General features: G+C 71.2%; 16 protein-coding genes. 4 read left to right on the plus strand and 12 right to left on the minus strand.

All coding sequences use genetic code 11. The features are described 5' to 3' along the window. Nucleotides 1-16: 16 nt before the first annotated feature. The 3 genes from proC to OG303_RS22700 form a co-directional block, all read right to left on the minus strand. On the minus strand, nucleotides 17-829 hold the full coding sequence (proC, locus tag OG303_RS22690) for a pyrroline-5-carboxylate reductase (RefSeq protein ID WP_405870433.1): 813 nt from the start codon (nucleotides 827-829) through the stop codon (nucleotides 17-19). A gap of 477 nt (nucleotides 830-1306) precedes the next feature. Next, entirely contained in the window at nucleotides 1307-2101 is a 795-nt protein-coding gene (locus OG303_RS22695; protein WP_405870434.1) for an ABC transporter permease, read from the minus strand. Continuing rightward, nucleotides 2098-2886, minus strand: coding sequence for an ABC transporter ATP-binding protein (locus OG303_RS22700; protein WP_405870435.1), 789 nt, complete (start codon nucleotides 2884-2886; stop codon nucleotides 2098-2100). The genes OG303_RS22695 and OG303_RS22700 overlap by 4 nt, the downstream gene beginning before the upstream one ends. A gap of 252 nt (nucleotides 2887-3138) precedes the next feature. Here OG303_RS22700 and OG303_RS22705 point away from each other — a divergent pair, with 252 nt between their 5' ends. Continuing rightward, entirely contained in the window at nucleotides 3139-4590 is a 1452-nt protein-coding gene (locus OG303_RS22705; RefSeq protein ID WP_405870436.1) for a SulP family inorganic anion transporter, read from the plus strand. Here the strand turns inward: OG303_RS22705 and OG303_RS22710 are convergent. The 4 genes from OG303_RS22710 to OG303_RS22725 form a co-directional block, all read right to left on the minus strand. Then, nucleotides 4554-5324, minus strand: coding sequence for a class I SAM-dependent methyltransferase (locus OG303_RS22710; protein ID WP_405870437.1), 771 nt, complete (start codon nucleotides 5322-5324; stop codon nucleotides 4554-4556). The genes OG303_RS22705 and OG303_RS22710 overlap by 37 nt on opposite strands. Nucleotides 5325-6033: 709 nt before the next feature. Next, nucleotides 6034-6546 (minus strand): EamA/RhaT family transporter, encoded by a 513-nt coding sequence (locus OG303_RS22715; RefSeq protein ID WP_405870438.1) that lies wholly within the window; start codon nucleotides 6544-6546, stop codon nucleotides 6034-6036. A gap of 43 nt (nucleotides 6547-6589) precedes the next feature. Further along, nucleotides 6590-6934 (minus strand): SH3 domain-containing protein, encoded by a 345-nt coding sequence (locus OG303_RS22720; RefSeq protein ID WP_405870439.1) that lies wholly within the window; start codon nucleotides 6932-6934, stop codon nucleotides 6590-6592. 21 nt (nucleotides 6935-6955) lie between these two features. Further along, the gene (locus OG303_RS22725) at nucleotides 6956-7276 is read right to left on the minus strand and encodes an SH3 domain-containing protein (protein ID WP_405870440.1); all 321 of its coding nucleotides are present in this window, start codon (nucleotides 7274-7276) and stop codon (nucleotides 6956-6958) included. 184 nt (nucleotides 7277-7460) lie between these two features. Between OG303_RS22725 and OG303_RS22730 the strand changes: the two genes are divergently transcribed. After that, entirely contained in the window at nucleotides 7461-9557 is a 2097-nt protein-coding gene (locus tag OG303_RS22730) for a serine/threonine-protein kinase (protein WP_405870441.1), read from the plus strand. Between the two features lie 67 nt (nucleotides 9558-9624). On the opposite strand, the gene ilvD is transcribed toward OG303_RS22730, so the two are convergent. From ilvD to OG303_RS22750, 4 genes are all read right to left on the minus strand, one after another. Beyond that, entirely contained in the window at nucleotides 9625-11478 is a 1854-nt protein-coding gene (gene ilvD, locus OG303_RS22735) for a dihydroxy-acid dehydratase (RefSeq protein ID WP_405870442.1), read from the minus strand. A 124-nt stretch (nucleotides 11479-11602) separates the two neighbouring features. Then, nucleotides 11603-12208 (minus strand): TetR family transcriptional regulator, encoded by a 606-nt coding sequence (locus OG303_RS22740; protein ID WP_405870443.1) that lies wholly within the window; start codon nucleotides 12206-12208, stop codon nucleotides 11603-11605. Beyond that, nucleotides 12205-13029: a sugar phosphate isomerase/epimerase family protein gene (locus tag OG303_RS22745; protein WP_405870444.1), complete on the minus strand. Its 825-nt coding sequence runs from the start codon at nucleotides 13027-13029 to the stop codon at nucleotides 12205-12207. The genes OG303_RS22740 and OG303_RS22745 overlap by 4 nt, the downstream gene beginning before the upstream one ends. A 138-nt stretch (nucleotides 13030-13167) precedes the next feature. Further along, nucleotides 13168-14109: a Ppx/GppA family phosphatase gene (locus OG303_RS22750; protein ID WP_405870445.1), complete on the minus strand. Its 942-nt coding sequence runs from the start codon at nucleotides 14107-14109 to the stop codon at nucleotides 13168-13170. Between the two features lie 71 nt (nucleotides 14110-14180). Between OG303_RS22750 and OG303_RS22755 the strand changes: the two genes are divergently transcribed. Then, nucleotides 14181-15074: a hypothetical protein gene (locus OG303_RS22755; protein WP_405870447.1), complete on the plus strand. Its 894-nt coding sequence runs from the start codon at nucleotides 14181-14183 to the stop codon at nucleotides 15072-15074. A 219-nt stretch (nucleotides 15075-15293) separates the two neighbouring features. On the opposite strand, the gene OG303_RS22760 is transcribed toward OG303_RS22755, so the two are convergent. Continuing rightward, the gene (locus OG303_RS22760) at nucleotides 15294-16979 is read right to left on the minus strand and encodes a BACON domain-containing protein (RefSeq protein WP_405870449.1); all 1686 of its coding nucleotides are present in this window, start codon (nucleotides 16977-16979) and stop codon (nucleotides 15294-15296) included. A gap of 220 nt (nucleotides 16980-17199) precedes the next feature. Between OG303_RS22760 and radA the strand changes: the two genes are divergently transcribed. Then, nucleotides 17200-18609 (plus strand): DNA repair protein RadA, encoded by a 1410-nt coding sequence (gene radA / locus OG303_RS22765; RefSeq protein WP_405870451.1) that lies wholly within the window; start codon nucleotides 17200-17202, stop codon nucleotides 18607-18609. Nucleotides 18610-18617 lie beyond the last annotated feature (8 nt).

Here is an 18617-nt window from a genome sequence, read left to right on the forward strand (position 1 = left end):
CCGCCCCCGGTGGGCGTCAGTCCTTGTTGCCGGAGGCCAGTTCGCGGCTGCGGTCGCGGGCGGCTTCGAGGGCGGCGATGAGGGCGGCTCGTACGCCGTGGTTCTCGAGTTCGCGGATGGCGTTGATGGTCGTGCCTGCGGGGGATGTGACGTTCTCGCGGAGCTTGACCGGGTGTTCGCCGCTGTCGCGGAGCATCGTCGCGGCGCCGATCGCGGACTGGACGATCAGGTCGTGGGCCTTGTCGCGGGGCAGGCCGAGCAGAATGCCGGCGTCCGTCATGGCTTCGACCAGGTAGAAGAAGTACGCCGGGCCGGATCCGGAGAGTGCAGTGCAGGCGTCCTGCTGGGACTCGGGGACGCGGAGCGTCTTGCCGACGGCACCGAAGATCTCCTCGGCGTGGGCGAGGTGGTCGGCGGTGGCGTGGGTGCCGGCGGAGATGACGGACATGGCCTCGTCGACGAGGGCGGGGGTGTTCGTCATGACGCGGACGACCGGGGTGCCGGTGGCGAGGCGGTCCTCGATGGAGGCGGTGGTGATGCCGGCGGCTCCGCTGATGATCAGGCGGTCGGTGGGGACGTGGGGGGCGAGTTCATCGAGGAGGGTGCCCATGTCCTGCGGCTTGACCGTGAGGATCAGGGTGTCGGCGGTCTTGGCGGCTTCCGGGTTGGTGACCGGGGTGACTCCGTAGCGGGTGCGGAGTTCTTCGGCTCGCTCCGGGCGGCGGGCGGTGACCAGGAGGTCTGTCGGGGCCCAGCCGCCGCGGATCATTCCGCTGAGCAGGGCTTCGCCGATCTTGCCGGTGCCGAGGACTGCGACTTTCTGGGTCATGGCTGGGGTGCCCTCCGGGGGTGCGTCGTCCGGGGTCCATCGTCGCACCGGGGATGGGTGGGTGGCTTGGGTGTCCGGTGGGCGGGATGTTGGTCGGTGGTTGCCGTCGGGGGTTCTCGCCCCCGCCGCCCCTACCCGTCCCGTCCCCAGGGGCGCTGCCCCTTCGACCCCGCCAGGGGCTCCGCCCCTGCACCCCCGCGGGGACTGGCGTCCCCTGCACCCCTCCCCCGAGCTCCGCCCCGGACCCCGATCGGCCTGAACAGCCTCGTCCTCAAACGCCGGACCGGCTGAGAGTGACGGCCGGTCTGAAGGATGAGCCGATCTGAAGGTGAGCCGGTCTGAAAGGTGTCGGGACGGCAGAGAGATGCCGGGACGGATGGAAGACGCCGGGACGGCAGAAAGGTGCCAGGACGGATGGAAGACGCCGGGACGGCTGAAGGATGGACGACTGTAGATGCCGGCAGGCAGCAAGAAGGGTCATGCCGTCCTGCGGCGCAGTGTTGCCGCGCCCAGGCCCAGTACGAGTAGGGCGCAGCCGGCGACGATCAGGGCGTCGCGTACGAAGGTGGCTGTCATGTCGGTGTGTTTGAGGACCTCGTTCATGCCGTCTACGGCGTACGACATGGGGAGGACGTCGGAGATGGCCTCGAGGGCGGGGTGCATGTTGGAGCGGGGGGTGAAGAGGCCGCAGAGGAGGAGTTGGGGGAAGATCACGGCCGGCATGAACTGGACCGCCTGGAACTCGGACGCCGCGAAGGCCGAGACGAAGAGGCCGAGGGCCGTGCCGAGGAGGGCGTCCAGGAGGGCTACCAGGAGGAGGAGCCAGGGGCTTCCGGTGACGTCCAGGCCCAGGAACCAGACCGCGAGGCCCGTGGCCAGGGCGGACTGGATGATCGCGAGGAAGCCGAAGGCGAGGGCGTAGCCCGCGATCAGGTCGCCCTTGCCCAGTGGCATGGCGAGGAGACGTTCGAGGGTGCCGGAGGTGCGTTCGCGCAGGGTGGCGATCGACGTGACCAGGAACATCGTGATGAGAGGGAAGATGCCGAGGAGGGATGCGCCGATGTTGTCGAAGGTGCGCGGGCTGCCGTCGAAGACGTAGCGCAGCAGGAACAGCATCACGCAGGGGATCAGGATCAGCATCGCGATGGTGCGTGGGTCGTGGCCGAGCTGGCGCAGGACCCGGGCCGCGGTGGCGGTGGTGCGGGAGGCGTTCAGGGCGCCGGTGGAGGCGGGTGGCGTCGTCGTACCGGTCGTGGTCGTCGTCGTACTCATCGGGTGGTCTCCTTCTCGCGGGCGGCGGCGGTCGCCTCGTCGACCAGGTGCAGGAAGGCGGCCTCGACCGTCCCGGAGCCGGTGCGGGTGCGCAGGGCGTCGGGGGTGTCGTCGGCGAGGATCTCGCCCTCGCGCATCAGGAGCAGGCGGTGGCAGCGCTCGGCCTCGTCCATGACGTGGGAGGAGATGAGGAGGGTCGCGCCGCGGTCGGCGGCGATGGAGTGGAAGAGGTTCCACAGGTCGCGGCGGAGGACCGGGTCGAGGCCGACGGTGGGTTCGTCGAGGACCAGGAGTTCCGGGGTGCCGAGGAGGGCGACCGCCAGGGAGACGCGGCTGCGCTGGCCGCCGGAGAGGTTGCCGGCGAGGGCGTCGGCGTGGCTCGTGAGGTCGACGTCCACGAGGACGCGGTCGACGTCGTGGCGCCGGTCGGCTGCGGACCGGCCCGGGGCGAGGATCGCTGTGAAGTAGTCGAGGTTCTGGCGGACCGTCAGGTCGTCGTAGACGGAGGGGGCCTGGGTGACGTAGCCGATACGGGTGCGGAGGGCCGGGTGGCCGGCCGGGCTGCCCAGGACCTGCAGGGTGCCGGTGACCTTGGCCTGGGTGCCGACGATCGAGCGCATGAGGGTCGACTTGCCGCAGCCCGAGGGGCCGAGGAGGCCGGTGATCTGGCCGCGCGGGACGGTGAAGTCGAGGCCGCGCAGGACGGTGCGGGGGCCGCGGACGACGGTGAGGCCTTCGGCTCGGACGGCCGGAGCGGAGGGCGGATCCGACGTGTAATTCATCATGCGATGAATAATCCTCCCGGGGTGCGATGCCGTCAAGTGACGTCGTCAGGCGGGCGCTTCCGGGGGCGCAGGCGCGCGTCGGCGTGATCGGAGGCGGAGGGTCCGGTTTGCATGCCTCTGCGTTCACCGGGCGGACACACGAACCGGATGCGGAACCAACTCCCGTTCCCGACAATGGATTTCACTTCGCCGTGCCCTCCCCCGGCTCGGCACCCACGCATCTCCCGTAACCCCAACGGAGGTGCTGCTGTCATGCGCTGTCGCGTACGCAAGGCCGATCTGTTCGCTTCCCTCGTCGTCTTCCTCGTCGCGCTGCCGCTGTGTGTGGGCGTGGCCATTGCCTCCGGAGTACCGGCCGAACTGGGGCTGGTCACCGGGATTGTCGGCGGGCTGGTCGCCGGGGCGCTGCCCGGCAGCAGCCTGCAGGTGAGCGGGCCGGCGGCGGGTCTGACGGTGCTCGTGTACCAGGCCGTCGACACGTACGGCGTCGAGGCGCTCGGCGTGCTGGTGTTCGGGGCCGGGCTGGTGCAGCTGGGGCTCGGGGCGCTGCGGCTCGGGCGGTGGTTCCGGGCCGTGTCCGCGACCGTCGTGCAGGGGATGCTCGCCGGGATCGGGCTCGTGCTGGTCGCCGGGCAGGTGTACGCGCTGGGCGACGCCGCCGCGCCCGCGAGTGGGCTCGGGAAGATCGCCGGGCTGGTGTCGCTGCCCGGGCGGGTGGATCCGGGGGCGTTGTCAGTGGCGGGTGCCACCATTGCCGTATTGCTGCTGTGGCCGCGTTGGCGCAGGGGGGCGCGGGTGGTGCCTGCCCCGTTGGTGGCGGTGGCGGTGGTGTCGGCGGTGACCGGGGTGTTCGGCCTGGGTGTGCGGCGGGTCGAGGTGCGCGGGCTCGTCGATGCGGTGCGGGTGCCGGAGGCGGCGGACTTCGGGCGGCTTACGGAAGTGGGGGTGATCGGGACCGTTGTGGCGTTCGCGCTGATCGCGTCGGCGGAGTCGTTGTTCAGCGCGGCGGCGGTGGACCGGCTGCACCGGGGATCGCGGACGGACTACGACCGGGAGCTGATGGCGCAGGGCGCGGGAAACGCGGTGTGCGGGGTGCTGGGGGCCCTGCCCATGACCGCGGTGATCGTGCGAAGTGCGGCTGGGGGCACCCCCTCTGGGGGAGTGCAGGCCGGAGCGCGGACCAAGGCCTCGCGGGTGCTGCACGGGGTGTGGCTGCTGTTGTTCACGGTCGTCGTGCCCGGGGTGCTCGGGGTGATTCCGGTGGCGGCGCTGGCCGCGCTGCTGGCACACGCCGGGTGCAAGCTCGTGCCGGTGCGGGAGCTACGGGCGCTGTGGCGGGGGCCTCGGGGTGAAGCGGTCGTGCTGGTGGTGACGGCCGGGGCGATCGTCGTGGGAAACCTGTTGGAGGGGGTGTTGGTGGGGCTGGCACTGGCCGTGGCGAAGACGGCGTGGGACATCAGCCATGTGCATGTGGAGACCGAGGACCGGGGCGAGGCGGGGATCGTCGTACGGGTGCTGGGGCATGCGACGTTCCTGCGGCTGCCGAAGCTGCTGGACGCGTTGGAGGCGCTGCCGCACGACCGGGAGGTGCGGCTGGAGTTGGGCGGGCTGCGGCATGTGGACCACGCGTGTGCGGCAGCCCTGGAGGGGTGGGCCGCCGCGCGGGGTCACGAGTTGGCGGCCACGAGCAACTCGACGACGTAGGTCTCCTCGACGATTCCGTCCGGGAAGACGGCGAGCAGGTAGTCACGCTCCTCGGCGAGGAAGACAGCGGTCTTTTCCTCGCCGTGGACCAGGAAGATCGAGTGGCTGCCGATGTTGGCGAGGTGCGTGTCCACGGGCACGCTGCGGCTCCAGCGGACCCTGCGATGGGCGAAGTGGAGGCGGCCGGTGGGGTCGGCGAGTGCGGGGCGGATGCCGCTGCCGTTCCTGTCCACGACTCTTTCGGTGCCGAAGTGGCGTGCAATCCGGGTCGTCTGCTCGTCGATCCACGGGACGTCCACGGCGCTCGTGTTCCACCACAGCGCGAGCGCCCCGCCCGGACGCAGCACCCGCAGGGCCTCCGGGACCGAGTGGACGGGGTCGGTCCAGTGCCAGGCCTGGGCGTAGGTGAGGAAGTCGGCGGAGGCGGTGGCGAGGGGAAGGGAGTTGCCGTTGCCCCGGACGATCGGGATGCCGGGGTTGGCGCGGCGGAACTGCGCCGCCATGCCGTCCCCCGGCTCTACCGCGACCACCTCGGCACCGCGGGCGTGCAGCAACGCGGTGGCAATGCCGGTGCCGGCACCGACGTCCGCCACCCGGGCACCGGCGAGGGGTCGGCCGGCGAGCTCCTCGATCGCGTCGAAGAGGGCCTGGGGGTAGGCGGGGCGGTTCGCCGCGTACTGGGCGGCGGCCGCGTTGAAGGAGTGGGCCCGGGTGGTGTTGGAGTCGACGGTCATACGGCCATGGTGACTGGGGAGGGGTGAGGGGAGCGTAGGTTTTTGGCGATCTTTGCGGCCGGTGGCGGTGGGGGTGGGGTGTCTGGGGGCGGGGGTGGGGCTGGCGCCTTTGGCGGGCTTTGCGGGCGTTGTGGGCGTTGCGGCTGATGGCTGTGTTGCGGTAGGTGGCTGCTACGGCCGTGGTCTGTGCGCTGCGGACGATGACTTCTACGTCCGTGGCCGGCGGTGGGTCCGTGCCTTGGCTGGGGCCGCCACCGTGGCTGGGTCTCCTGCCCTTGGCTACGCCCGCTATCCAGGCTGCGTCCGCCTTGGCCGGCGCCGAGTCCTCGCCTTGGCTGCGCCCGCCACCGTCGCTGTCTCCCCTGCCCCCGGCTTCGCCCGCTATCCGGGCTGCGTCCGCCGTGGCCAGCACTGAGTCCTCGCCCTGGCTGCGCCCGCCGTGGCTACGCCCGCCGTGGCCGGCGCTGTGTCCTCGCCTTGGCTGCGCCCACCGTCGCTGTATCCCCTGCCCCCGGCTTCGCCCGCTATCCGGGCTGCGTCCGCCGTGGCCAGCACTGAGTCCTCGCCCTGGCTGCGCCCGCCGTGGCCGGCGCTGTGTCCTCGCCCTGGCTGCGCCCGCCGTCGCTGTCTCCCCTGCCCCCGGCTTCGCCCGCAACCGGGCCGCGTCCCCCGTCCAACCTGCGTCCCCGGTAGTCGCTGGCTTCGCTGTTCAGGAGCGGCGGCGCTTCTTTCGCGGGTTGCCGGTGCGGCGGGAGGTGCGCTTCTCGTGTTGCTTGAGGGCCTCCTCGTATTCCTCGCGGCGGAGTTTCTCGCCGGGGGCCTCGGTGAGGGAGCGGAAGAAGTACGCGAGGAGGGAGCCGACGAAGCCGATGGCCAGCAGGCCGCGGAGGGACGCCTGGCGGTCGAGGTCGGGGCGCTTGCTGAAGGCGTCCCAGGTGTGGCGGAAGGCGAGGGCGCTGCAGATCGCGAACATCGCGACGACGAGGACGCTCACGAAGGCGCCGGTGTCGGCGAGTTGGAGGCCCTGGAAGGCGAAGCGGAGGACCAGGCAGGAGGCGCCGGCGGTCGCGAGGGAGCCGACCGCCACTCCGATTCGGCGAAGGGTGTAGCCGTCGTCGTGGTTCACCCAGGCGGTGCCGAAGAAGCGGAGGGGCTCGGGGCGGGGCCCGGTGGGGGCGCCCTGGGAGCCCGCGGTGTCCTGGGTGCCGGTTTCGTCGCTCACGGGACGATTATGGCTCCGGGGTGGGCGCGGGCTCCCCGCGGGATCAGCCGCAGCGGGACGCGACGTAGCCGTCGCTGCCCGTGTGCACGTAGGTGTCCGAGACGAACTGGCCGTCGTCGATGTTGTCCCAGATGTTCGACGTGCCGTAGTAGCCGGACACCGTCGTACCCGGCGTCTGGCAGTAGATCGGGACCTTCGCGCCCTCGGGCAGGACGCGGACGATGCCGTACTGGGTGCCCGGACCGCTGCGGACATTGAGGCGGAGGCCGGGGGCGACGTCGTAGTAGTGCACGGATGCCGCGTTCGCCGTGGCCGCCGAGCCCACCACCATGAGGAGGGCTCCGGCAGCACCGGCGAGCAGGACGGATCTACGCCTTCGCGATGTCATCGGTTTCCCCTGCTCGATGAGTCAGGCGCAGCGCGAGGCGACGTAGCCGTCGCTGCCGGTGTTCACGTAGGCGTCGGCGACGTACTGGCCGCTGTCGATGTTGTCCCAGATCTTCGACGTGCCGTACGGGCCCGTCACGCTCTGGCCCGGCTTCTGGCAGAAGATCGGGACGTAGGCGCCCTCCGGCAGGATGCGGACGATGCTGTACGTCGTACCGGGACCGCTGCGGACGTTGAGGCGGACGCCGGGGGCGACCTGGTAGTAGCGCACGCTTGCCGCGGCCGTGGTCACGGCCTCCGACTCGGCTGCGTTCTCGGCACCTTCGACACGGTCAACAGACATGACAAACTCCCCCCGTTGGACCCCCACGAGTGCCATGGGGTCCCGATGATTCCCCTGAAACACGACATGAAACACATGTACGCAACTCGCACGCGGAAGCTAGCACGCCTCCTCCGCCTCGTACGTGTCATCGACTAGGCTCCGTGCGTCGCGCGCGCGGACGAACAGCACGGGGGTGGTCCCAATGGCGCCACAGCAGGGCACCGGAGCGGGCGCGGAAGCGGAACTTCCCGAATACGCCGGTCACTACCGTCTGGATTCGTGTCTGGGTTCCGGTGGCATGGGCGTCGTGCATCTCGCGCGGAGCACCTCGGGGATGAAGCTCGCCGTCAAGGTCGTGCATGCCCAGTTCGCGAAGGATCCCGAGTTCAGGGGACGCTTTCGGCAGGAGGTGGCCGCGGCCCGAAGGGTGAGCGGGGCGTTCACCGCGCCGGTCGTGGACGCCGATCCGGAGGCCGAACGTCCGTGGATGGCCACGCTGTTCATCCCGGGACCGACCCTTGCCGATCACGTGAAGCGGAACGGCCCCATGGACCAGGCTCAACTGCGCCGTCTGATGGCCGGACTGGCCGAGGCCATGCGCGACATCCATCGGGTCGGGGTCGTGCACCGGGATCTGAAGCCGAGCAATGTGCTGCTCGCCGAGGACGGGCCGAAGGTCATCGACTTCGGCATTTCCCGGCCGAAGGACAGTGAACTGCGCACCGAGACGGGGAAGTTGATCGGCACGCCGCCGTTCATGGCGCCCGAGCAGTTCCGCCGTCCCCGGGAGGTCGGCCCGGCCGCCGACGTCTTCGCCCTGGGATCCGTCATGGTGCACGCGGCGACCGGGCGCGGGCCGTTCGACTCCGACAGCCCGTACGTCGTCGCCTACCAAGTCGTCCACGACGAGCCCGACTTGACCGGCGTACCGGCGAATCTTGCGCCACTCGTCGTGCGTTGCCTGGCCAAGGAACCCGAAGACCGCCCCACTCCGGACGAGTTGATGCGGGAGCTGCGCTCGGTGGCGGCCTCCTATGACACCCAGGCGTTCATACCGGCGCAGCGCACAGCCGACATACCGGAGCCGAAACCCCGCACCGAGGACGCCGGACCGCCGCCCAGCAGACGCCTCGGCAAGCGGCTGGCGCTGGCGGCCGGGGCTCTCGGTCTGGTCGTGGGCTGCGTGTTCGCCTTCGACCGGTTGAGCGGCGAGGTCGGGCCCGCCCCGAAGCCCACGGATCCCGGAACGACGGCGGCGGCCTTCCACGCGTGGCAGGCGAAGCCGGGGTCCAAGGGGGCCGGCCCGCCGCCCCAATGTTCCTACGGCGCCGGGAAGTTGCTCTGCGCACAACCAGGGCTGGTCTTCGCGCTCTCCCCTGCCGACGGCACCGTGCTGTGGCGCCGCTCCGTCGCCAAGGACGGCGACAGCCTGCCGCCTGTCCTGTCGGGAGGACTCGTGCAGATCACCGCGGACGAGGGCAGCCGTCTGCAAGCACTGGATCCCGCGTCGGGCACCCCGCGCTGGCACCGGAGCCTGCCCACGCACAGCGGGGCGGGGTACGCCGGCGGCATGCTCCTCCTGACGCACGCCGACGGTTCGGTCACCGGTGTGGACAGCGCGTCGGGCGACACGAAGTGGAGCCGCCGGATACCCGGCAAGGACGCGTCGCCCTTCGTCTCGTTCGCGGGGGACTCCCTGGCGTACGCGACGAGTTCGTCCAACAGCGGTTCCAGCACGCGCGTCACCGCCGTGGATCCGGACACGGGCGACGTGCGGTGGGACGCACGGCTGAAGGGGGCCCTGCAGCCGATCGGCACGAGCGACGGCTCCGTCTACTTCCTCTCCGTCGACAACAAGTACGGGGACACGAAAGCCGTGGTCCGCTACGACCCGCAGTCCAAGGCCTCCCGTCAGGTCACACTTCCCGTCCCACTCCAGGGCGCCCACGCCGGCGTGCACGGGGACACCGTCTACCTCCTGGCCACCGGTGGCTCCCTGGAGGCCGTGGACATGAACGCGCAAAAGCGGCTGTGGCTTCTCGAGACGTCCGTGACCCGCGGTTCGGTGCCCGTCGCCGACAGCAAGCACGTGTACATCACCGCCCCCGACGGCCGCCTGCTCGCGGTCGGCGCTCGCAGCGGAAAGCTCGTCGGGCAGACGTCTCCACGGCTCGGCACGAACTCGGACCAGGTCGTGCCGACCCTGCAGGTGCCCCTGCTCGCCGACACCCACATCTACGCCACCGCCCCCGACGGCACAGTCTTCGCCGTGAACTCCCGCACCCCGTCGGCCTGGTAGCACGCACGCCCGCACGCACACGAAAGGGGCCGCCCCCGAAGGGACGGCCCCGTCGCAGACCTGGGTCTCAGCCCAGCTTGGAGACGTCCCGCACCGCGCCCTTGTCCGCACTGGTGGCCATCGCCGCGTAGGCGCGCAGTGCCGCCGACACCTTCCGCTCCCGGTTCTTGGGGGCGTAGACCCCGCCCAGCGCCTGCTCACGGCGCGCCAGTTCGGTGTCGTCCACGAGGAGCTCGATGGTGCGGTTCGGGATGTCGATGCGGATGCGGTCGCCGTTCTCGACCAGGGCGATCGTGCCGCCGGAGGCCGCCTCGGGGGACGCGTGGCCGATCGACAGGCCCGAGGTGCCGCCGGAGAAGCGGCCGTCCGTGATCAGGGCGCAGGTCTTGCCGAGGCCGCGGCCCTTGAGGAAGGACGTCGGGTAGAGCATCTCCTGCATGCCGGGGCCGCCCTTGGGGCCCTCGTAGCGGATGACGACGACATCGCCGTCGGTCACCTGTTTGTTGAGGATCTTCTCGACGGCCTCTTCCTGCGACTCGCAGACGACCGCCGGGCCCTCGAAGGTCCAGATCGACTCGTCGACGCCGGCCGTCTTGACCACGCAGCCGTCGACGGCGAGGTTGCCCTTGAGGACCGCCAGTCCGCCGTCCTTCGAGTACGCGTGCTCGGCGCTGCGGATGCAGCCCTCCGCCGCGTCCACGTCCAGCGCCTCCCAGCGCTCGGACTGGGAGAAGGCCTCGGCGGAGCGGACGCAGCCGGGTGCCGCGTGCCACAGCTCCAGGGCCTTCGGGGACGGGGAGCCACCGCGGACGTCCCAGGTCTTCAGCCAGTCCGCCAGGGACGGGCTGTGGACGGAGTGCACGTCCTCGTTCAGCTGGCCGGCGCGGTGCAGCTCGCCGAGGAGGGCGGGGATGCCGCCGGCGCGGTGCACGTCCTCCATGTAGTACGTGCGGTTCTTCGCGACGTTCGGGGCGACCTTCGCGAGGCAGGGCACCCGGCGGGAGACCTCGTTGATCTCCTCCAGGCCGAAGGGGATGCCCGCCTCCTGGGCCGCCGCCAGCAGGTGCAGGATCGTGTTGGTGGAGCCGCCCATCGCGATGTCGAGGGCCATGGCGTTCTCGAAGGCCGCGAAGGTGGCGACGTTGCGCGGGAGGACCGTCTCGTCGTCCTGCTCGTAGTAGCGGCGGGTGACGTCCATGACCGTGTTGGCCGCGTCGACGTAGAGCTGCTTGCGCGCGGTGTGGGTGGCCAGGACCGAGCCGTTGCCGGGCAGGGAGAGGCCGATGGCCTCGGTGAGGCAGTTCATCGAGTTGGCGGTGAACATGCCGGAACACGAGCCGCAGGTCGGGCAGGCGTTCTCCTCGATACGGAGGATGTCCTCGTCCGAGATCTTGTCGTTCACGGCGTCGGAGATCGCGTCGACCAGGTCGAGCGTGCGGACCGTGCCGTCGACGAGCGTGGCGCGGCCGGACTCCATCGGGCCGCCGGAGACGAAGACCGTCGGGATGTTCAGGCGCAGGGCCGCGTTCAGCATGCCCGGGGTGATCTTGTCGCAGTTGGAGATGCAGATCAGGGCGTCGGCGCAGTGGGCCTCGACCATGTACTCGACCGAGTCCGCGATCAGGTCGCGGGAGGGCAGGGAGTACAGCATGCCGCCGTGGCCCATCGCGATGCCGTCGTCCACCGCGATCGTGTTGAACTCGCGCGGGATGCCGCCGGCCTCGGTGATCGCCTCGCTGACGATCCGGCCGACCGGCTGCAGGTGGGTGTGGCCCGGCACGAACTCCGTGAAGGAGTTGGCGACCGCGATGATCGGCTTACGGCCGATGTCCGCACCGGGTACACCGGAGGCGCGCATAAGGGCGCGTGCGCCCGCCATGTTGCGGCCGTGGGTGACTGTGCGGGACCTCAGCTCGGGCATCGTCGCTCGCTCCTTCAGACAGATATGGCTGCTGTCGAGCGTACGCCGCTCATCCAGTGGGCGGACAGTCCGTCCGGAATACGGGACTCCCGTCTCGCCCAGAGGTCGGCGAACCCCCTGGTGATCACGGATTCGTCAGATGCCCCTGCACCACCGGCGCCACCCGCGCGATGATCTGCTCCACGTCCGCCGACGCGACCGGCTCGATCTTGATCACGTACCGCATCATCGCGACCCCGACGAGCTGCGCGGCCGCCAGTTCGGCGCGCAGTTCCGCGTCCGGGGCGTCGAGCTCGCCGGCGATCCGCCGCATCAGCTGCGCGGAGACGAGCCGGCGGAAGACGGCCGCCGCGGCCTCGTTGTTCACCGCCGACCGGACGATCGCGAGCAGCGGCTTGCGGGTCACCGGGTTCTCCCAGAGACCGAAGATGACGCGGGTCATCCGCTCGCCGACATCGTCCATCGGGCCTTCGAGGACCACGTCCCGCACCTTCAGGGCCGGTGAGAAGGCAACCTCGACGGCCGCCTCGAAGACCTGCTCCTTGGTGCCGAAATAGTGGTGGACCAGGGCCGAGTCGACTCCTGCCGCCTTCGCGATGCCACGCACCGACGTCTTCTCGTACCCGCGCTCGGAGAACTCCTCGCGGGCCGCGGTCAGGATGCGGTCGCGGGTGTCGGCCGATTCCGTACGAGGAGGACGGCCCCGCTTGCGCGCGGTGACGCCGGTCATGGCCTCGGCACCTTCACCGCGGAGGCCAGATGGAGCCGCGTGAAGGCCAGGGCCTCGGCCAGATCGGCCTCGCGTTCGGCGCCGGACATGGCGCGACGGGTGTTGACCTCGATGACGACGTGGCCGTCGAAACCGGTCAGGGCGAGGCGTTCCAGCAGCTCGGCGCAGGGCTGGGTGCCACGGCCCGGGACGAGGTGCTCGTCCTTCGCCGATCCCTTGCCGTCGGCGAGGTGGACGTGGCCGAGGCGGTCGCCCATGCGGTCGATCATGTGCATGGCGTCGGCGCGGGCGGTCGCGCTGTGGCTGAGGTCGATCGTGAAGTGACGGTAGTCCTCCTTCGTCACGTCCCAGTCCGGGGCGTACGCGAGCATCTCGCGGTCGCGGTAGCGCCAGGGGTACATGTTCTCGACGGCGAACCGCACGTCCGTCTCGTTCGCCATGCGCCAGATGCCGCTCACGAAGTCGCGGGCGTACTGGCGCTGCCAGCGGAAGGGGGGGTGTACGACGACGGTGCCGGCCCCGAGCTTCTCGGCCGCCGCCTGGGCGCGTTGGAGCTTGATCCACGGGTCGGTGGACCACACGCGTTGCGTGATGAGCAGGCAGGGCGCGTGCACGGCCAGGATCGGGATCCGGTGGTAGTCGCTGAGTCTGCGCAGCGCCTCGATGTCCTGGCTGACGGGGTCGGTCCACACCATGACCTCGACCCCGTCGTACCCGAGGCGCGCGGCGATCTCGAAGGCCGTCGCCGTGGACTCCGGGTACACCGAGGCCGTGGACAGCGCGACCTTCGCATCCGGGATGCGTACGACTGGCTCCGCCATGCTGGACAGGTTAAGGGGTGGCGTGGGTGCGTTGTGGCGCGCCTATTGGCCGTTGTGGGATTCGCCACGGGCGTGCCGATGGTTCATGGCTGCTCGCGCCCGCGCTGCCCGGCCACGGATCGGCACAGCTCCGCGCCCCTACGGCATCGACAGGGACCCCATGTGATCGAGTCGGCGCAGGATGACGCCCTCTCGCAGCGCCCACGGGCAGATCTCCACCGTCTCCACGCCGAACAGGTCCATCGCGCCCTCGGCCACCAGGGCACCGGCGAGGAGCTGGCTCGCGCGGCCGTCGGAGACCCCGGGCAGCTCGGCGCGCTGGGCGACCGTCATGCCGGCCAGCTGCGGGACCCACGCCTCCAGGGACTCCCGCTTCAGCTCTCGCTGGACGTACAGGCCGTCGGTGGACCGTGCGGCGCCCGCTATGCGGGCCAGTTGCTTGAAGGTCTTCGACGTGGCCACGACGTGATCGGGGGCGCCGAAGCGGGCGAACTCGCCGACGGTGCGCGCGATCTGGGCGCGTACGTGACGGCGCAGGGCCCTTATCGACTCCGGGTCGGGCGGGTCGCCGGGGAGCCAGCCGGCGGTGAGGCGGCCGGCGCCGAGCGGGAGGGAGACGGCGGCGTCGGGCTCCTCGTCGATGCCGTAGGCGATCTCCAGGGAGCCGCCGCCGATGTCGAGGACGAGGAGCTTGCCGGCGGACCAGCCGAACCACCGGCGGACGGCGAGGAAGGTCAGCCGGGCCTCCTCCGCACCGGTGAGGACCTGCAGCTCGACACCGGTCTCGTCCTGCACGCGCGCGAGGACGTCGTCGGCGTTGCTGGCCTCGCGCACGGCGGAGGTCGCGAACGGCAGCAGGTCCTCGACGCCCTTGTCCTCGGCTGCCTGCAGAGCCTCGTGGACGACGCCGATCAGTTTCTCGACGCCGTGGGGACCGATGGCCCCCGACTCGTCGAGGAGTTGAGCAAGGCGCAGTTCCGCCTTGTGCGAGTGCGCGGGCAGCGGGCGCGCTCCCGGGTGCGCATCCACCACCAGCAGATGCACCGTGTTCGATCCCACGTCGAGGACACCGAGTCTCATGTACGGAACGCTACTGCCCGCTCGGCGGTCCTCCGTCCTCGGTGCCGCTCCGGGCGCCTTACTCTGGTCTCGTGCCAAAGACGAAAAAGGCAAAGGCCGACAAGTCGGCGGGGGCTGCCGGGTCCGCCAAGGACTCTTCGAAGGTGAAGCCACCGAAGCCTCCGAAGGCGTCGCAGCTGTCAAAGGTGTCGAAGATGTCGAAGAAGGCCCGGGAAGCCGACGAGCAGGGCCTCGACTTCGCGCGCGCGTGGGTGGAGTTCCCTGATCCGGCAGACGACGAGCAGGTCTTCCGCTGCGATCTGACATGGCTGACCTCTCGCTGGAACTGCATCTTCGGCAGCGGCTGCCAGGGCATCCAGGCGGGCCGCGCGGACGACGGGTGCTGCACGCTGGGCGCCCACTTCTCCGACGAGGACGACGAGAAGCGCGTCTCCGAGCATGTGGCGAGGCTCACGCCGGAGATCTGGCAGCACCATGACGAGGGCATGGAGCACGGCTGGGTCTCGGAGGACGAGGACGGCGACCGCCAGACCCGTCCCTTCCAGGGCTCCTGCATCTTCCAGAACCGGCCCGGGTTCGCGGGCGGCGCGGGCTGCTCCTTGCACATCCTGGCCCTGAAGGAGGACCGCGAGCCGCTGGAGACCAAGCCGGACGTGTGCTGGCAGCTGCCGGTCCGGCGGACGTACGACTGGATCGACCGGCCCGACGACACGCGCGTGCTGCAGGTGTCGATCGGTGAGTACGACCGCAGGGGGTGGGGCCCGGGCGGCCACGACCTGCACTGGTGGTGCACGTCGGCGACCTCGGCGCACGGCGCGGGCGACCCGGTGTACGTGTCCTACCGGGCGGAGCTGACCGAGCTGATGGGCAAGGCGGGCTACGACCGCCTCGTCGAGCTGTGCGAGGAGCGGCTGGCCTCGCAGCTGCCGCTGCTGGCCCCGCATCCGGCGGACCCCGTCGGCTAGGGCCTGTCTGACAATTCCCATCGTCCGGCCGAAGGCCGGGCCGCGCGGCGTCAGGTGCGTGCTCTCGGCGTGCCGGGCGTAGACCCTCGTACTGGACGTACTCGGGTCTGCGCCCGGTGCGGCGAGTGGGGGCACCTCCCACGCCCTTAAGGCAGTGGGGGAGCGTGCATGGCGTCGCGCGGCAGACGGGAATTGTCAGACAGGCCCTAGGACCTGTCTTCACGACGCCGCAGGGCTCGGGTCGCCGCTGTCGGTGGGCGGAGGCGTCGAGCCCGTCGGGGTGGTCGGGGAGCCGGTGGGCGTGGGCTGCGGGTCGGACGACGAGGGCGGGTCGCTCGGGGTGGGGTCCGAGGGTGCCGAGGTGGTCGGGGTCGGGTCGGACGAGGACGGCGGGTCGCTCGGACCGGGGCCGGTCGGGCTGGGTGCGGTGCCGTAGCCCTCGATGGAGACGACGGCGCCGGCCGGTGAGACCGCCACCTGCGCGCTCCAGGAGCCGGACGGCTCGCGCAGATGGTCGACGTACACCTTGATCGTGAACGATTCGCCGGGCGCGAGCGTTCCCGACGACTGGCTCAGATAGAGCCAGGAGACTCCCGTGGACGCGGACCAGCGCACCGGCGCGGGTCCGGTCGCGGTGAGGGTGACGAGCGTCGTGTCGCCGTTGTTGCCGGCCGACACCTCGATGTGTCCGGCGCTCTTCGCGCCGATGCCGACGACGCTGACGACCTCCACGGACACGTCGGGCTTGTTGCCCTTGCCGAAGCGGCCGCCGGGCCTGGTGCTGGCGTTGCCGGCGTTCTCGTAGCCGCCGCCGGCCGCATCGCCGGCGAGGCTGTCGGGGCCGTGTGCCTCGCTGGCGGTGGCGGCGCGGCCGTCCGCGCCCTCGTCGACCGGCGAGCCCCGGTAGGCGGCCCACAGGGCGAGCACGGGGGCCGCCACGACGGTGGCGACGACCGTCGTCGTGACGGCACGCGCGCGGAGGCGGTCCCGGCGGGCGGCACGGTCCTTGGGGTCCATCGGGAAGCCGCGCCGGTCGAAGCGGGGGACGGCGGCGCCACGCGCGCGTGGATGGTGGGCGACCGCCACGTGCAGAGCCGCGCGGGGCGCCTCGAGGACCGGCAGCTCGGCGGGCGTGACCATCGCGCCGGGCCAGCGGCCGGGGATCGCGCGCTCGGCGCTGCGGCGGCAGCGCGGACAGTCGTCGACGTGCCGGACGAGTTCCTTGCGCAGGGCAGAGCTGAGCACCAGCTGGTTGTCTCCGGTGAGCCGGGCGACGCTCGGGCAGCTGCCGGTCTCGACGACGGCGAGCGCCGCGCGCGTGCGCTCGACCTCGCAGGCGGCGGAAGCCAGCAGTTCGCGGGCGGTGGCGAGGTCCAGACCCAGCACGGCGGCGACCTCGTGGGCGGCGAGGTGGTGGCGCACGGCGAGTTCGAGCGCCTCGCGCTGCTCCGGGGTGGTGCCGGCGGCCTCCGGCCAGGCGAGCAGGGCCAGTTCGCGGCGGCGCTGCTCCTGGACCTCGTCGGCGACGGGAAGGTCGGCAGGGTGCTGCCGCTCGGCGCTGTTCCTGCCCGCCGCGTGCGTGCTCTGACGTTTCTGCTTGGCCTCGGTCAGCTTGCGCAGACAGGCCCAGCGGACCAGTGCGTACAACCAGGCCCGGCGGTCCCCCGACGCCTCCGGGCCGCGGCGCCTGTCGGCGAGCGCGAGGGCTTCGCCCAGGGCCGCGGTCGCCGTGTCGTGGTCGCACAGCACGGACAGGCAGTAGGTGAACAGCCCGTCCAGATACGGCTCATGGCGCGCGGGCGGCCGCTGCGCCAGCGTGCGCGCCGCCGCGCGGTCACGCGCCTCCCGGCACGCCCGGTGTGCGCCGGTGGTGCGGGTCGAGGTCTCCGGACTGCTACTGCTCATCCGTGGACCGTAGGCGGCGGAGACCAGGGCCTTCCGCCCCCTTGAGGACATTTACTCCGTACGGGTGAAACGATCCCTCAATAGGGGACAGGAACCCTTCATTCCGTGGCTGGTTCGGGGTGTGGGTGGCTGGTTCCCGTCGGGCGTGACGGCGCGCGGGGCGGACCGGCGACCCCGCCTCCGGGCCCGGTTGTCAGTGGCGGCGGTTACGGTTCTCGACATGGCTGCCCGTACCAAGACCACCAAGGACCGCCCGTCCTACCGCTGCACGGAGTGCGGCTGGCAGACGGCCAAGTGGCTCGGCCGCTGCCCCGAGTGCCAGGCCTGGGGGACGATCGAGGAGTACGGCGCGCCCGCGGTCCGTACGACGACACCGGGCCGCGTGACCACCTCCGCGGTGCCCATCGGTCAGGTCGACAGCCGGCAGGCCACCGCCCGCTCGACCGGCGTGCCCGAGCTGGACCGAGTGCTCGGCGGCGGGCTCGTGCCCGGCGCGGTGGTGCTGCTCGCGGGCGAGCCCGGCGTCGGCAAGTCGACGCTGCTGCTGGACGTGGCGGCCAAGTCGGCGAGCGACGAGCACCGCACGTTGTACGTCACGGGTGAGGAGTCGGCGAGCCAGGTCCGGCTGCGCGCCGACCGCATCAAGGCCGTCGCCGACCATCTGTATCTGGCCGCCGAGACCGATCTGGCCGCCGTGCTCGGCCACTTGGACGCGGTGAAGCCGTCGCTCCTCATCCTCGACTCCGTACAGACCGTCGCCTCCCCGGAGATCGACGGGGCCCCCGGCGGCATGGCCCAGGTGCGCGAGGTGGCCGGCGCCCTGATCCGAGCCTCCAAGGAGCGCGGGATGTCCACCCTCCTGGTGGGCCATGTCACCAAGGACGGCGCGATCGCGGGCCCGCGCCTCCTCGAACACCTCGTGGACGTCGTCCTCAGCTTCGAGGGCGACCGGCACGCGCGCCTTCGTCTCGTACGGGGCGTCAAGAACCGCTACGGGGCGACGGACGAGGTCGGCTGCTTCGAACTGCACGACGAGGGCATCACGGGCCTCACCGACCCAAGCGGACTTTTCCTGACCAGACGTGACGAACCGGTCCCCGGCACCTGTCTGACGGTCACCCTGGAGGGCCGCCGCCCCCTGGTCGCAGAAGTCCAGGCGCTCACCGTCGACTCACAGATCCCCTCCCCGCGGCGTACGACGTCCGGTCTGGAGACCTCCCGGGTCTCGATGATGCTCGCCGTCCTGGAACAGCGCGGCCGGATCAGTGCGCTCGGCAAGCGGGACATCTACTCCGCGACGGTCGGCGGAGTGAAGCTCTCCGAGCCCGCCGCCGACCTCGCCGTAGCCCTCGCGCTGGCGTCGGCCGCGAGCGACACCCCGCTGCCCAAGAACCTGGTCGCGATCGGTGAAGTCGGCCTCGCGGGCGAGGTCAGACGGGTCACGGGCGTTCAGCGCCGGCTCTCCGAAGCGCACCGTCTGGGCTTCACGCACGCGCTCGTTCCGGGCGACCCCGGCAAGATCCCTCCCGGCATGAAGGTCCTGGAAGTCGCCGACATAGGGGACGCTCTGAGGGTCCTTCCGCGCTCCCGTCACCGAGAGGCCCCACGGGACGAGGAGGACCGCCGGTAGACTTTGCC

This window comes from Streptomyces sp. NBC_00005, assembly GCF_045160215.1.
In the GTDB taxonomy this organism is placed as follows: domain Bacteria; phylum Actinomycetota; class Actinomycetes; order Streptomycetales; family Streptomycetaceae; genus Streptomyces.